Raw genomic sequence first — 14,896 nt, forward strand, 5'->3', positions numbered from 1 at the left:
AGCAGATGATGACACAGGCGATTTCCGGACAGACCGCGGCCTCAGACGCCCGCGCAACCCGCCTCTTTTTCCTCGCGATCACCGCCTATTACATCTTGCAGATTGTTCAGCGTCTGGTGATGGGCGGCGGGCTTGAGGCGGATGACGGCGAAATGCTGATGATGACGCCGGGGATGCAGTGGGGATATGGCCCGCAGCTTCCGTTCTACAACTGGCTGCAAGTCGGCGTCTTCGCGGTGACGGGCAAGACCCTTTTGGGCATCACCTTTCTCAAACATTTCATGCTTTGGGCCACGTTTGCGCTGCTTTTTGTCGGGCTGCGCGCCTGGCTTCCGGCGAAACAGGCGGCGATCGCGAGCCTGTCGCTGTTCCTGATCCCTGACATCGCCTGGGAAGCGGAACGGATCACCACGCATTCGAATGCCATGCTCGCCGCCATTTCCGGCACTTTCGCGGGGTTTCTCTGGGTGATGCGCAGGGGCCGCTGGCGGGATTGGCTTCTGCTCGGGCTGGCGGTCGGGATCGGCGGCATTTCCAAATATAATTATTGGGTCGTCCCTCTCACACTGGCTCTGGTTGCCCTGACCCTGCCCGCGCCGCGCAAAGCGCTCTTGAGCCCGCGCGCGCTCGTCGTGCCGGTGATCGCCGCCGCGATCTGTGTTGGTCCCTATCTCTGGATGCAGGCCAACAAGACCATCGCCATGGCCTCCGCGAGCAAGTTCGGCATGAGAGAGGCGCCCGCAGCACGGATCCCCGAAGGCGTCATCGAATACCTTGGCGGCCTCGTGGCGCTTCTGGCTCTGCCGATGATCGTCGCCGGGATCATGCACCTCCTGTCGCGCAAAGCCCCGCGCGCTCCAAACCCGGCCCCATGGTTGCCCAAGCTGATGATGCGCATCGCCGTATTCAGCATGATCGCAGGGCTGGCGGTGGTCTGGCTGTCCGGCGCGGGCAATGTGACCACGCGCTGGCTTTTGCCCATCGTGATCCCGCTTGTGCTGGCGATCTACATGACGTTGTCTGACCGCATCAGCCGCAAAGCGACCCTTACCGCGTGCCTGTCCGTGGGCCTGTTGGCCTTGGGCGTGTTCGCCGGTCTGGCCCATGATCGCTACAAGGACGGCGCGCGGCGCGACTACGATTTCGAAGGGCTGGCCCAGCACATCGAATCCCTGAACCTGCCGCCCGACACACTGATCGTCAGCGGGTTTTACCTCGGTGGCAACCTCGCCCTGCTGCGCCCGGACTGGGACATCGCCTCGACGCTTCCGACCGCGATCCGTGATCGCGAGGCCGCGCATGTGCTTTTTGTCAGCCGCTATGACGAAGACCTGATCGCACGCGCAGAGTTTGTCGGCTGGTCGCATGTCAACGACGCCATCTTTGATCCGCGCGTCCAGATCGACCTGCCGGCGCACCACAGCGATGCGACGATTTCGGTCTATTACCGTTTTGCACACCGGCAATGAAAAGAGCCTCAAGGCCATGACCACAGCCCCCTCCACCCCTGACACGCTCACCCGGCAGGATCGCCTGTTTCTCGGCCTTGTCTTTGGCTATTTCGCGATCCAAACCGCGCTGCGCACCGCCCTCGGCGGGTCCTTAGAAATGGATGAAGCCGAAATGATCGCCCTCGCGCAGGATTTCCGGCTGGGTTACGGCCCGCAGCTTCCGCTGTTCAACTGGCTCCAGGCCGCGGCGTTCAGCCTCTTCGGCGTCAATACCTTTGCCCTGACTGTTCTCAAAAACCTCTTGCTCTGCCTGACCTATGCCGGTGTCTACCTTGGACTGCGCCACAAACTGACGGTGCGCTTGTCAGTCCTGGGAACGCTGGGGCTATTGCTCTTGCCCAATCTATCCTGGGAAGGACAACGTGCCGGTTCTCATACAATCGCAATGTTGGCGGCGATGGCGTGGAGCTTTTGGGTTTTGATGCGGCAATGGCGTACCGCACATCTCTGGCACTGGATCGCCTTTGGGCTGCTGCTCGCTGCAGGAGGACTATCGAAGTATAATTTTTGGCTCTTCCCCCTCACCTTATACCTCTCCGCCATCTGGCTCCCGGAGCTGCGCAAGGCCCTTTGGCGGCGCGAGGCGCTTCTCAGCCTTGTTCTCGCCAGCCTTCTACTCGTCCTGCCCTATGGCTGGATTGTCTCCCATCTGGACACAGCATTTTCTTCTGCCCAGAAGCTCTATTATTTCTCCGACGACTCCGCGCTTTCTCCGCGTCAGCAGGGGCTTTTGGAATTTGTCACCCAAAGCCTCGTAGCTCTGCTCCTGACCCTGCTCACCTTGCTCCTCGCGTGGCTTCCTGCCCGCAAGCCGCTTGGCAGCGCAGGGAATGATTTCGGCATCGGTGTCTGGCTCATGCGCGCGGGCGTCTTTGGCCTTCTGCTGTCCCTCATCGGTGTCATCGCCTCTGGCACCAGCGACATTCAGGCGCGCTGGCTTCTCCCCGCCCTGATCCCTCTGTCGGTCGGGCTTATGGTCCGGGTCGGCACCGCTTTGACGCTGCGTGCCAGCCGCAACGTCATGCGGTTCTCTGCTCTCCTCGCCCTCCTGCTCGTTGCGGCGATGGCCGACATCCGACTGCGTGGTGCGGGCTCAGACTCGATGCGTGTCGATCTTCTGGCCGAGGACATCGAGCGCCACTGTGATCCCGATGCGCCCGTGCTGATTGGATCGACGGGCTATTATTTCCTCGGCAATCTGAAATTTCACCGTCCCGACTGGATCGCGCTGCCCAGCCTGAAAGACAGGATTCTTCCCGAAGCGGCGGCCTGTCTCGTCGTTGTGAACACCGATGACCCCGCGCAGGCCGAGGCCGTGCTGCAACAGTATGATGCGACCTCGCGCGTGATCGGCACGCCCGAACGCGTCACCGCAGCGCTGCCCTATCGGTTCGAGCCGCCCGAGCGCACAAAAGACGTCAGCTATTTTGTCCACAAATTGAAAAACGGCGCCCGTTAAAGGCGCCGTTTCTGTTCAGGGTCACGGAAGCGGAATTCAGCCGCGCAGCGTGCCGCCAGTGGCTTTTTCGACTTTCGCGATGATTTTCGCAGAAAGCTCTTCGAGATCTTTCTCTTTGAGCGTGCCGCCCGTGGGTTGAATGCGCACGGTGATCGCGAGCGATTTCTTGTCTTCGCCAAGAGAGCCGCCGATGAACTCGTCAAAGATGCGCACCTCTTCGATCAGTGCCTTGTCGGCCCCGCCAGCGGCATTCACCAGATCAAGCGCGTTGACGCCCTTGTCGACGACAAAGGCAAAATCGCGCTCAACAGCTTGCAAGTCATTGGTGAAGAACGCGGACCGCGCGATTTTATTGCCACGCGGCATCGGGGCCTCTTCGAGGTAGACGGTAAAGGCCACGGCGGTGCCTTTGACGCCCATCTCCTTGAGAACCTTCGGGTGCAGCTCGCCGAATTCGGCCAGAACCTTTTTCGGACCAAGGCAGATTTTGCCCGAGCGACCCGGATGGAACCACGGCGAGGTGTCGCGCAGGATTTGTGCCTTGGCAGGCGCACCGATGGCGGCCAAAACGGCCTCCGCATCGGCTTTCGCGTCATAAAGATCATAGACACGGCGCTCGCCATGCACGTCTTTCGCCCCCGTCGCACCGACCCGCAGGCCAGAGATTTGCGCACGCTGTTCGCCCGGCTCGCCGCCAAAGAACGCAGGACCGCATTCGAACAGGTTCAGATCGGCAAAACCGCGCGCCTGATTGCGCGTCGCCGCCGCCAGAAGACCGGGCAGAAGGTCCGGGCGCATATGGCTCATCTCAGATGAGATCGGGTTTTCCAGACGCACCGCATCGGTGCCCCCGCCGAAGAGTTCCGCGGATTTCTGGTCGATGAAGCTGTAGGTCACGCATTCGTTGAACCCGAGGCCTGCCGCCTGATGCCGGGCGGAAGATTCACGCACCTGCATCGGCGTCAGGATTTGCTTTGCCACACCAGCCGGACGCGTCATCGGCTTCGGCTCGAGATGCGTCAGGCTTTCGACACGGGCGACCTCTTCGACCAGATCCGCTTCACCCAACACATCGGGACGCCAGCTCGGCACTTGCGCCATATCCCCGTCCATCACAAAGCCAAGGCTTTCGAGGATTGCGACCTGACGCTCCGCCGGGATGTCCATGCCGACAAGCGACTGCACCCGGTCGGTGTCGAGGTGATAGGCGCGGGACACGTCCGGCATCTCGCCCGCGACGACAACCTCAGAAGCTTCGCCACCGCAAAGCTCGAGGATCATCGCGGTCGCATCGTCCAGAGCTTGCATGTTGTAGGCCGGGTCGATGCCGCGTTCGTTGCGGTAGCGCGCATCCGAGTTGATCTTGAGCGCGCGGCCGCCTTTCGCGATGTCGAGATGGTTCCAGAACGCCGCTTCGACAAACACATCCGTGGTCTCATCCGTACAGCCGGTCTCTTCGCCGCCCATAATGCCGCCGATGGACTCCACTTTGCCACCGGAGAAAATGCACATCGCACCTTCGGGCATGTTGTAGGTCTTCTCGTCGAGCGCCAGCAGTTCTTCGCCGCCTTTCGCGCGGTCGATCACCAGACCGCCCTCCACCGTCGCCGCATCAAAGACGTGCAGCGGGCGGTTGCGGTCATAGGTGAAGAAGTTGGTGACATCGACCAGAATCGAAATCGGACGCAGGCCGATCGCGGTCAGGCGATCCTGCAACCATTTCGGCGAGGGACCGTTTTTGACGCCTTTGATCAGACGCCCGGCAAAGACATGACAGCCGTCTTTCGCGGGTTCGGTGATCTCCACCGAGATCGGGTTCGGGAATTTCGCTTCGACCGTTTCCACTTTGAGCGGTTTCAACGTGCCAAGCCCCCGCGCCGCAAGGTCACGGGCGATGCCGTGCACACCCAACGCATCCGGGCGGTTCGGCGTAATCGCAATCTCGATCACCGGATCGACCTTGGCAGGCTGATGTTTCGCCAGCCAATCGGCGAACTCCATGCCGATCTCTCCGTCTTCCAGCTCGATGATGCCATTGTGCTCGTCCGACAGTTCCAGCTCGCGCTCAGACGCCATCATGCCGTGGCTCTCAACGCCGCGAATTTTGCCGACGGAAATGGTGATATCTAGGCCGGGGATATACATGCCAGGTTTGGCCAAGACGGCGGTGATCCCCGCACGGGCATTGGGCGCGCCACAGACGATCTGGGTCATGCCCTCGTCGGTCTCGACCTGACAGACCCGCAACTTGTCGGCGTCGGGGTGTTTCTCGGCCTCTTTGACTTTGACCAGCTTGAAGCCCTTAAGCTTATCGCGCGGGTTCTCGACGCCTTCGACCTCAAGCCCGAGATCGGTCAGCGCGTAAAGGATGTCATCGAGGGAGGCCTCGGTTTCCAGATGCTCTTTGAGCCAGGAGAGTGTGAATTTCATCTTAGGGGTCTCCCTAGGTTTCTTCGCGCTCGGCAAGATCGGCGATGCGACCCATTTTGAGCAGTTTGATTTCGCGCATCAGGCGCAATGTCGGTTTGGCGGCGAACAGGATCGAACCGATGAGGAAAAACCATGTCCCCGCCCGTACAAGACTGTCGTAGAAAAAGAACACGGACCCGATGATGAAACAAAACGCCGCGCCGAAATCGACCAAGGTATGCACCAACTCATAGGCCGCGTAGACGCGATGGGTTTCGGCATTCTTGGTCCGGTTTCTGTTGTCGAAAAGGGTCATATCCGTCTCTTATCGTTCAGCGCAGGCCTAAATCTTCGACCAGTTCAAAGGTTTCAAACACCAACATCGTGTCGCGGTCCAACACGCCTTTGGTGCCGAATGCCTTGGCGGTGCGCTTGCGCCACGCCTCGATGTCTTTGTCTTCGCCCTCAGCCATGGCCATTTGCGGCGTCACATGGCGGAATTTGACCTTATCGACGCTCACAGTGCGCACCACCATGGCGGGCGTGCCGTCCCAATTGGCGACGATGTCACAACGCCCCACTTGCGGCAGCGCGTCTTGGTCATTTTCAAACTCGGACCACGGCAGACAGGTGGCGGTTTTCTGTTTGGCGGCGACCAATTTATTGAGATGCTCCACCCGACCTTTGGTCGCGCCCAACAGAAACGTCCCCGCCCCCGGATAGGTGACTTGGAGATCTTCCATGGTGTCGTTTTGGTCGGTCATTTTGTGGGTTTTTCCTTAGAGTGTCAGGTCAGGCAGCGCGTAAAGGATGTCATCGAGGGAGGCCTCGGTTTCCAGATGCTCTTTGAGCCAGGAGAGTGTGAATTTCATAGCTGAGCCTCATCCTTTGTGTGCCAAGCTTTTTTCCTTATATACTTGGCCCATTCCAGTAGCATTGAATATGGAGTGGGTTGCTCCAAATCCCAAATTTCTCCGTATTCCTCAGAAACTTTACCTGTCGCAACAGAAACAAAGGTGGTTTCGGTTAGCTCAAATTCCCTGTCACTCAGATAAAGACGCATCTTCAACATCTCTCGTTCAAAAGAGACAAGTTCAGAAAATGCATCCCGGTCTTTGTCTCCGACAGCATTGTGCGCCACATGCCCCGCATGAAGAAAGCGCTCAGCCGCCGCTAGCAATTGTGCACTCACCCGTGAATCCCACCAGCCAGCGTCGGCGTGCCCAGCGCACTAAACCCATAGTGGCGCAGCCAGCGCAGGTCGGAGTCAAAGAACGCCCGCAGATCCGGGATGCCGTATTTCAGCATCGCGAGGCGGTCGATCCCCATGCCAAAGGCAAAGCCTTGCCACTCTTTCGGGTCGATGCCGCCGGCGGTCAGGACTTTGGGGTGCATCATGCCGGAGCCTAAGACTTCGAGCCAGTCGTCGCCCTCGCCCACGGTCACGGTGCCGTTTTCCCATTTGCACTGCACATCCACCTCGGCGGAGGGTTCCGTGAAGGGGAAATGCGAGGCGCGGAAGCGGGTTTTGACCTTGGTGCCGAAAAACGCGGTGTAGAACTCTTCGAGCACCCATTTCAGGTTCGCCATGGAGATGTCCTTGTCGATGGCCATGCCTTCGACCTGGTGGAACATCGGCGTGTGGGTCTGGTCGTAGTCGGAGCGATACACACGGCCCGGCGCGATGATGCGGATCGGCGCGCCTTGGGAGATCATCGAGCGGATTTGCACCGGCGAGGTGTGGGTCCGCAGCACGTTCGGCGGACGATTGTCGCCCTCTCCACGGTGCATGTAGAAGGTATCATGCTCTTGGCGCGCCGGGTGGTTCGGCGCGATGTTGAGCGCGTCGAAATTGTGCCAGTCATCCTCGATCTGCGGACCTTCGGCGACGGCAAAGCCGAGATCGGCGAAAATGGCGTAGATTTCCTCAGACACACGCGAGATCGGATGAATCGTGCCTTGCGGACGCTGACGGCCCGGAAGCGTCACATCCAGCCATTCCTCGGCCAAACGCGCGTCCAGAGCGGCGTCTTCCAGCGCGACCTTTTTGGCGGCCAGCGCAGAGTTGATCTCGTCTTTCAAGGCGTTGAGCTGCGGCCCCATGACCTGACGCTCTTCCGGGCTCATCTTGCCCAGTTCGCGCATCTTGAGCGCCACTTCGCCTTTTTTGCCGACCGCCTGAAGACGGATGTCTTCCAGCGTCGCCTCGTCCCCGGCCGCGAGAATGGCGGTGAGGTATTTGTTCTTCAGATCAATCATCTGAACCCCTCGTATTCATTGGTCCCCGCCTCGATACCACGAGAGACCCAAAAGACAAGAAGCCGCGAGACCCCATGAGGTCCGCGGCTTCAAAAATGTTCGTTCTCTAAGAGGTAGAGAGCTTACGCGAGCGCGGCCTTCGCCTTATCGACGATGGCACCAAACGCATCCGGCTCGTGGATGGCGAGATCGGCGAGGACTTTACGGTCCACTTCGATGCCAGCCAGCGCGAGGCCGTTGATGAATTTGGAGTAGGTCAGCGCTTCATCATGCGAACGCACGGCAGCATTGATACGCTGGATCCACAGGGCGCGGAAGTTACGCTTGCGGGCTTTACGGTCGCGGGTCGCGTATTGGTTCGCCTTGTCGACGGCCTGAGTCGCGGTGCGGAAGTTCCGGGAACGGGCGCCGTAGTAACCTTTAGCGGCCTTCAGAACTTTTTTGTGACGGGCGTGGGTAACGGTACCACCTTTGGTGCGGGACATGTGTCTCTCTCCCTAATTAGCGGTTGTAGGGCATGTAGGACTTCACGATCTTCGCATCGGGTGCGGAGAGCGTGGTCGTGCCACGTGCGTCACGGATAAATTTCGTGGTGCGTTTGATCATGCCGTGGCGTTTGCCGGCCTGACCCGCTTTGACCTTGCCAGTGGCGGTCATTTTGAAGCGCTTTTTGGCGCTCGACTTCGTCTTCATCTTAGGCATTTCCATCTCCTTTGGTTCGATGGTTGATCGCGCGACTCGGCATGCCATATCGCCGGACGCGCCCCATGAGCGGCTGCCATTACAGCCGATAGGACCATTTGGCAAGCCTTGTGACGCTTACGTGCGGAAAAAAGCCCGGATTCGCGAGATCACGCGCAGAACAGCCTCCGGGATGTCCTCGAACCGGTAGCCTTCCGGGTGCAGCACGAGGGCCGAGACGAACATCACGCCGCCGACCACGACCATGCCGGTCGCGACCCGAGGGGAACGCACCTCGGAGTAGGCTTTGATGGCATTGGGCACAGCGAGCAAAATGAGCACCGCGCCCAACACAAGAAGGAAATCCGTATCCACGTGACCGTGCCGTTATTCCGGGTCGGTGTTAAAGATCAGCCGCTCTTCACAGGGCGCAACCCGCAGAATGTTGGTCGAGCCCGCATGGTTGAACGGAATCCCAGCCACCACGACGATCTTGTCGGCCTCGGTCGCAAAGCCCGAGGTGCGCGCGGCGCGCGCGGCATTGACCACAGCCATTTTGAACCGCTCCACTTCACCGGTCATGACGCAATGCATGCCCCAGTAGAGGCAAAGCTTGCGCGCGGTGTTCCGGCGCGACGTCATGGCGATGATCGGCACATGCGGACGTTCGCGGGCGGTCAAAGCGGCGGTGGTGCCGCTCTCGGAATAGCAGACCACGGCTTTGACATCGGTGGTTTCCGCGATCTCACGCGCCGCCGACACGATGGCGTCGGCGGTGGTGTTGCGCTTGATCCCGGCGCGCGAGGCGTCGAGCACGTCGCGATAAACCGGATCGCTTTCGACCGACACGGCCACGTTGTTCATCGTGGTCACGGCCTCAATCGGGTAATTGCCCGCCGCGGATTCCGCCGACAACATGATCGCATCGGCGCCCTCGTAAATGGCGGTCGCCACATCGGAGACCTCGGCGCGGGTCGGCATCGGGCTTTCGATCATGCTTTCCAGCATCTGCGTCGCGACGATCACCGGCTTTGCCACCGCACGACAGCGGCGCGTCAGGCGTTTCTGGATCGGCGGCACGGCCTGCACCGGCAATTCAACGCCCAGATCGCCACGGGCCACCATGATGCCGTCGGACACGGCGAGGATGTCTTCAAAGGCCTCAACGGCGGAAGGTTTTTCGATTTTCGCCAAAACAGAAGCGCGACCTTTGACCAAGTCCTTGGCTTCGAGCATGTCTTCGGGACGCTGCACAAAGGACAAAGCCACCCAATCCACGCCCAGCTCGCAAACGAATTCCAGGTCTTTGCGGTCTTTCGGCGACAGAGCGGCGAGCGGCAGCACCACGTCAGGCACGTTCACGCCTTTGCGGTCGGAAATCGTGCCGCCGACGGTGACCACGCAATTGGCGTAATCCGGGCCACAGTCCTCGACCTTGAGACGGATTTTACCGTCATTGACCAGAAGCGACGAACCGGGTTGCAAGGCCGCGAAAATCTCGGGATGCGGCAGCTGCACGCGGATGCTGTCCCCCGGCGCATCGTCGAGATCGAGGCGGAACTTGTCACCCTCTTCGAGGTCATGCGCACCGGAGCCAAATTTGCCGACTCGAAGTTTCGGGCCCTGCAAATCCGCCAGAATGGCGATGGGGCGCCCGAGATCGGTCTCGATCTTGCGGATGATGGCATGACGGGCACGAATTTCCTCGTGGTCACCATGGCTCATGTTCAAACGGAACACATCGGCGCCGGCCTCTGACAGCGCGCGGATGGTGTCGTAATCATTGGATGCGGGGCCCAGCGTGGCCACAATTTTTACGTTCCGAAGGCGTCTCATGTCTGCCAAAAGTCCTTTTCTTTCCATCGCTTCAATTTCGCGGGCCATTTTCTCTATGCAGCAAATGTTAGCGCCATACAACTGGCACCCCGCCAAGAAACCGCTTAATGGAGATATGATAGCGAAAGGTGACGCAAAAATGACCTTATCTGCCTCTTATCACGTTCAGGGCGAAAACCGAAGCGGCCGTTGGCTTGTCACCTGTGATCACGCCACCAATCGCGTGCCAAGTGAAATCGGCCCCGATCTTGGCATTGGCGCGGACGACATGGCCCGCCATATCGCCTATGACATCGGCGCGCTGGGGGTGAGCCGGGAGTTGGCGCGTTTGCTCGACAGCCCGATGATCCACACGGATTTCTCTCGTCTCGTGATCGACCCGAACCGGGGCGAGGATGATCCGACGCTGGTGATGAAGCTCTATGATGGGACAATCATTCCGCGCAATCGCCACGCCGATGCGGCAGAGGTCGAGCGGCGCCTCGCGCTGTTTCACCGCCCCTATCACGACGCCTATGAGGCGCTCTGTGCCGCGCGCGACGATGTGGTGATCTGCGCCATCCATAGTTTCACGCCACAGCTCAAGAACCGCCTGCGCCGCCCGTGGCAGATCGGCATTCTCTCGGCCTATGACAAACGCTTTACCGATCCCTTCATCAAAGCGCTCGAAACCTCTGAGGCCTTGCACGCAGAGGCCGACAAGATCGGCGAACGTTTGGTCATCGGCGACAACGAACCCTATGACGGCCACCTGCCGGGCGATGCCATCGACCGCCATGCGCTGCACCACGGACGGCTGAACCTTTTGATCGAACTGCGCTCCGATCTCATTGAAACGCCCGAAGGCCAGGCCCATTGGGCCGCGCTTTTGGCGCCTATCCTCACCGACACCCTGACCAAAAACGGATTATAACCATGCCCCATGTTGTCATCGACTTTTCCGAAGGCTTAGAGCGCACCCACGATATCCAAGCGCTCTGTGAAGCCGTCTTCGACGCGCTTATTCTCGACGTGGAAGTCAACGCCCCCGCATTGAAAACCCGCGCACGTCCCCAGCCCTATTTCAAGATCGGCACCGAGCCCGACACCTTCGCCCATGCGACGCTCTACCTTCTCGAGGGCCGCGATGACGAGACAAAGGCGCGGCTGTCGGATATTGTCCTGAAGGCGATGGACAAGATCATGCCGACGGTCGGCAGCCTGTCTGTCGATGTGCGCGACATGAATGCGCCCGCCTATGCCAAACGCGTGAGAGGATAAGCGATGCCCGAGATTGACGAAAAAACCATGATGGAAATCGAAGCAGCCGCCTTTCGCACGCTGCGTGATCACCTCATGACCAAACGTCCCGATGTGCAGAACATCGACATGATGAACCTCGCCGGGTTTTGCCGCAATTGCCTGTCGCGCTGGGTGCAAGAGGCCGCAGGCGAGCGAGGCATCGACATGTCGAAAGAAGAGGCACGCGAGCTGTACTACGGCATGCCCTATGACGAGTGGAAGACGCAAAGCCAGACCGAGGCCTCGCCCGAGAAACAGGCCGCCTTCGAGAAAGCCTTTGCCGAGAATGTCGGGAAAGACCCGAACGCATGAAGCCGACTGAGCAGCTTGCGCAATTCACCCGCGAGGCGCTGATTTCCGGCCAAAGTCGTGACGAGATCGCCACCGCCCTGCGCGAGGCGGGGTGGGCCGACAGCGAAGTGCGCGATGCGCTGAGCGCCTGGTCTGACACGGATCATATCCCGCCGGTGCCACGTCCGCGCCCCTATGTCTCGGCCCGGGAAGCGTTTTTCTACGCCTTGATGTTCGTCGCGCTGAGCATGACCGCCTGGCACATCGTCGATCTCGGCTTCGACCTGATCAAACGCTGGCTCTCCGACACGCCGCGCGCCTATGTGAGCAATCGCTCCATGCGCTGGTCCATCGCCGCACTGATGGTGTTCTTCCCGCTCTTCCTGCTAATGCAACGCGCCGAAGTCCGCAAACTTGCCCGCGACCCAAGCCACAAACGCTCCATCGTGCGCAAATGGTTCGGCTATTGCGCCCTGTTCTTTTCCTCTCTGGCGCTTCTGGGCGATCTTTTGGGGGCTATCTATTCGCTTTTGAGCGGCGAGCTGACTCTGGAATTCATCGCGCAGCTTCTTTTGGTTGCGGCCGTCGCGGGCACGGTGTTCGGCTATTTCCAAGGCGCCATGAAAGAGGCCGAAGATGGGCACTAGGCTTTGGCCGCAATTGGCGCTCACCGCTCTGGCTTTGCTCGTCATCATTGGCGGGATCGCCACCGTGGGAGGCCCCGAAACCGCGCGCGTCGAACAGCGCGACGATCAACGATTTGCCGAATTGCGCCGCCTGATCTGGCAAGCACGCTGCCTGAGTGGCGAGGATGGCGTACCGCCGGAAACGCTCGCGGAAACCGAAAGCTGTCAACTGCCTCTCGAAGATGACGCTCTGTTGCGCGAGGAAGGCTATTCTTACGAGAGAGGGCAAGGCAGGGATTTCAAGATTTGCGCCGAGTTTGAGAATCTGGAATCCACCCGCCATCGCCAGACCTATGGTCGCCTCGACGCCGATGGGTGTCTGGATGGAAAGCCCTGACCTGAGCGCAAAGGAAACAATGCGTCCAGAACTTTTAGATTGTCTCGGGCGGCGACATTAACCTTTCGTTAACCTTGACCGCTCCATGCGAGCCACAGTACTGCTCCCGTATATATATATTGGACGTATTGGACCCTCCCGATGTTATACGCATTGCTTTTCCTTCCCGCCTTTTTGGGAATGGCCTTTTTGATCGACAGCGACGACGACGATCATGAGACCGACCACGACAGCGGCACCCCGCCCGAAGACACGGATGATGGCGACACAGGCAACGGTGGTGGCTCCGGGGATGACACAGATGGCGACACAGGGGATGACACGGGGGATGACACAGGGGATGACACAGGGGATGACACAGTCGATGAGCCCCTTATCCCAATCAGCGTTTTGGATGGCATCTTCCTAGGCACCGACGCAAACGAAGAGGTCGCGGGCTCAATGGGCAATGACACGATCGACGCGGCCGGCGGCGATGACGTGGTCCAAGGCTATGCCGGTGACGACGACATCACCCTGGGCAGTGGCGATGACTGGGTGCATGCCGGTTCCGGCAACGATTACGTCGAAGGCAATGGTGGCAACGATGTGCTCTACGGTGGACGTGGCGACGACATCGTCGAGGGCGGCTATGGCGATGATGTGATTTCCCTCGGGGATGGCAATGACATGACCGGCGTGTCTTCGGGAGACCCGAACGTCATTGGCTCGCAATTCCTGGAGACCGGGGATGACACAATTCACGGCGGGGCTGGCTCGGACATCCTGGTCGACCGCATCGGGTCGAACACGCTCTATGGCGACGAGGACACCGATTGGCTCAGCGCCCTCGATGCCGATGGCACACATGCGCCCGACACGCTGGATGGCGGATCTGGCAACGATGTGCTCGTCGGCGATGACGGCGATACGATGATCGGTGGCACAGGCGCGGATTCGTTCAATCAAATGTTTGCCAGCGGCGACGATCCCATCGTGGTCCGGGATTTCAACATGGCCGAGGATGAGATCAACATCTACCTCGAAGACATTGCGACCGCAGACGTCACCGCCGAAGCCGAAGAGACCGCGACCGGCGTGAATTTGTACTTCAACGGGGAACTGACCTGTGTCGTCGACGGGCTGACGCTCGAAGATGTCTACACCGCCGAGATTTACTACTACACGGACGACTGAAGCGCGCCACGCGAACGCCCCGGAGGCATCAAGGAGACATCAAAAAGCCCGCCGGTTTGGCGGGCTTTTTCATTTGCATAGCAGATCGGCTCAAAGCGCCGTTTTCGGCATTTCGTCGATGTAAATCTCACGCAGGCGCGTGGACACCGGACCCGGTTTGCCGGTGCCGACCGTCACGCCGTCGATCTCCACGACCGGCTGGGTAAAGCCCGTGGCCGAGGTCGCGAAAGCCTCATCCGCGTTCTGGGCCTCTTCGATGGTGAAGGGGCGCTCCTCGATCTGCATCTGGGCTTCTTGCGCGAACTTGAGGATCGCGGCGCGGGTGATGCCATGCAGGATGTCGTTGGACAGCTCGCGGGTGATGATCACGCCGTCTTTGACGATATAGACGTTGTTGGCATAGCCCTCGGTCACATAGCCATCTTCGACGAACCAGGCGTCGGTCGCACCGGCTTTCTTGGCCTGCATCTTGGCGTAGGACGGCCACAGAAGCTGCGTCGTCTTGATGTCGCGACGGCCCCAGCGCAAGTCCTCGACGGAGATCACCTTGATGCCTTCATCGAGGTTCTTGTTCGAGGTGATTTTCTTGGCAAAGGTAAAGAGCACGATGCCGCCTTTCACCTCTTCGGGGTCCGGCCAGACGAAATCGCGGTCGGCGCCCGCACCACGGGTCACCTGAAGGTAAATCCCGCCCTCTTCGAGGTTGTTTTTCTCGATCAGTTGGTGGTGGATCTCCAACAGCTCGTCCATGGTCACCGGCGACACCATGTCGAGTTCGGCCAAGGACCGCTGAAGACGGGCGACGTGGCCCTGAAAGTCGATGAGCTTGCCATTCAGAACAGAGGTCACCTCATAAACCGCGTCCGCCATCAGGAACCCGCGGTCGAAAATGGAAATTTTTGCCTCGGTTTCCGGCAGGTAGTCGCCGTTCACGTAAACGGTGCGGGTCATGGTGGTCTCCTTGAGATAC

At 59.8% G+C, this 14,896-nt stretch carries 18 protein-coding genes; 8 read left to right on the forward strand and 10 right to left on the reverse strand.

Annotation, left to right across the window (positions count from 1 at the left end; genetic code table 11):
• The first annotated feature begins 8 nt into the window (after positions 1 to 8).
• Positions 9 to 1,469 (forward strand): glycosyltransferase family 39 protein, encoded by a 1,461-nt coding sequence (locus HCZ23_RS15550; protein ID WP_167602663.1) that lies wholly within the window; start codon positions 9 to 11, stop codon positions 1,467 to 1,469.
• Between the two features lie 16 nt (positions 1,470 to 1,485).
• Positions 1,486 to 2,970: a glycosyltransferase family 39 protein gene (locus HCZ23_RS15555; protein ID WP_167602664.1), complete on the forward strand. Its 1,485-nt coding sequence runs from the start codon at positions 1,486 to 1,488 to the stop codon at positions 2,968 to 2,970.
• Between the two features lie 36 nt (positions 2,971 to 3,006).
• Here HCZ23_RS15555 and pheT read toward each other — a convergent pair whose 3' ends face one another.
• From pheT to pyk, 9 genes are all read right to left on the reverse strand, one after another.
• A complete protein-coding gene (gene pheT, locus HCZ23_RS15560; protein ID WP_167602665.1) occupies positions 3,007 to 5,400 on the reverse strand; it encodes a phenylalanine--tRNA ligase subunit beta in 2,394 nt (797 codons plus the stop codon).
• A 13-nt stretch (positions 5,401 to 5,413) separates the two neighbouring features.
• The gene (locus HCZ23_RS15565; protein WP_167602666.1) at positions 5,414 to 5,695 is read right to left on the reverse strand and encodes a YrhK family protein; all 282 of its coding nucleotides are present in this window, start codon (positions 5,693 to 5,695) and stop codon (positions 5,414 to 5,416) included.
• 16 nt (positions 5,696 to 5,711) lie between these two features.
• Positions 5,712 to 6,143: an ASCH domain-containing protein gene (locus HCZ23_RS15570; RefSeq protein ID WP_167602667.1), complete on the reverse strand. Its 432-nt coding sequence runs from the start codon at positions 6,141 to 6,143 to the stop codon at positions 5,712 to 5,714.
• Between the two features lie 104 nt (positions 6,144 to 6,247).
• On the reverse strand, positions 6,248 to 6,571 hold the full coding sequence (locus tag HCZ23_RS15575) for a hypothetical protein (protein ID WP_167602668.1): 324 nt from the start codon (positions 6,569 to 6,571) through the stop codon (positions 6,248 to 6,250).
• Positions 6,568 to 7,638, reverse strand: coding sequence for a phenylalanine--tRNA ligase subunit alpha (gene pheS, locus HCZ23_RS15580; RefSeq protein ID WP_167602669.1), 1,071 nt, complete (start codon positions 7,636 to 7,638; stop codon positions 6,568 to 6,570). Before pheS ends, HCZ23_RS15575 begins: the two co-directional genes overlap by 4 nt.
• Before the next feature lie 122 nt (positions 7,639 to 7,760).
• Positions 7,761 to 8,123, reverse strand: a complete 363-nt coding sequence (rplT, locus tag HCZ23_RS15585; RefSeq protein ID WP_167602670.1) for a 50S ribosomal protein L20 — start codon at positions 8,121 to 8,123, stop codon at positions 7,761 to 7,763.
• Positions 8,124 to 8,139: 16 nt separating this feature from the next.
• Positions 8,140 to 8,340, reverse strand: coding sequence for a 50S ribosomal protein L35 (gene rpmI, locus HCZ23_RS15590; protein WP_009572394.1), 201 nt, complete (start codon positions 8,338 to 8,340; stop codon positions 8,140 to 8,142).
• 117 nt (positions 8,341 to 8,457) lie between these two features.
• Complete coding sequence (locus HCZ23_RS15595; protein WP_167602671.1) at positions 8,458 to 8,694, reverse strand: hypothetical protein; 237 nt, start codon at positions 8,692 to 8,694, stop codon at positions 8,458 to 8,460.
• Between the two features lie 12 nt (positions 8,695 to 8,706).
• A complete protein-coding gene (gene pyk, locus HCZ23_RS15600; protein ID WP_167602672.1) occupies positions 8,707 to 10,155 on the reverse strand; it encodes a pyruvate kinase in 1,449 nt (482 codons plus the stop codon).
• Positions 10,156 to 10,294: 139 nt separating this feature from the next.
• On the opposite strand from pyk, the gene HCZ23_RS15605 reads away from it, so the two are divergent.
• From HCZ23_RS15605 to HCZ23_RS18250, 6 genes are all read left to right on the forward strand, one after another.
• Positions 10,295 to 11,068, forward strand: a complete 774-nt coding sequence (locus HCZ23_RS15605; RefSeq protein WP_167602673.1) for an N-formylglutamate amidohydrolase — start codon at positions 10,295 to 10,297, stop codon at positions 11,066 to 11,068.
• A 2-nt stretch (positions 11,069 to 11,070) separates the two neighbouring features.
• Entirely contained in the window at positions 11,071 to 11,415 is a 345-nt protein-coding gene (locus HCZ23_RS15610; protein WP_167602674.1) for a 5-carboxymethyl-2-hydroxymuconate Delta-isomerase, read from the forward strand.
• Positions 11,416 to 11,427: 12 nt separating this feature from the next.
• The gene (locus tag HCZ23_RS15615) at positions 11,428 to 11,748 is read left to right on the forward strand and encodes a DUF1244 domain-containing protein (RefSeq protein WP_167602801.1); all 321 of its coding nucleotides are present in this window, start codon (positions 11,428 to 11,430) and stop codon (positions 11,746 to 11,748) included.
• A complete protein-coding gene (locus HCZ23_RS15620; protein WP_167602675.1) occupies positions 11,745 to 12,374 on the forward strand; it encodes a DUF5671 domain-containing protein in 630 nt (209 codons plus the stop codon). The genes HCZ23_RS15615 and HCZ23_RS15620 overlap by 4 nt, the downstream gene beginning before the upstream one ends.
• A complete protein-coding gene (locus HCZ23_RS15625; protein WP_167602676.1) occupies positions 12,364 to 12,750 on the forward strand; it encodes a hypothetical protein in 387 nt (128 codons plus the stop codon). The genes HCZ23_RS15620 and HCZ23_RS15625 overlap by 11 nt, the downstream gene beginning before the upstream one ends.
• Positions 12,751 to 12,930: 180 nt before the next feature.
• On the forward strand, positions 12,931 to 13,926 hold the full coding sequence (locus HCZ23_RS18250) for a calcium-binding protein (protein WP_303048545.1): 996 nt from the start codon (positions 12,931 to 12,933) through the stop codon (positions 13,924 to 13,926).
• Positions 13,927 to 14,016: 90 nt separating this feature from the next.
• On the opposite strand, the gene HCZ23_RS15635 is transcribed toward HCZ23_RS18250, so the two are convergent.
• Entirely contained in the window at positions 14,017 to 14,877 is an 861-nt protein-coding gene (locus tag HCZ23_RS15635; protein ID WP_167602678.1) for a D-amino-acid transaminase, read from the reverse strand.
• Positions 14,878 to 14,896 lie beyond the last annotated feature (19 nt).

Source organism: Celeribacter sp. HF31 (assembly GCF_011806455.1).
In the GTDB taxonomy this organism is placed as follows: Bacteria; Pseudomonadota; Alphaproteobacteria; order Rhodobacterales; family Rhodobacteraceae; genus Celeribacter.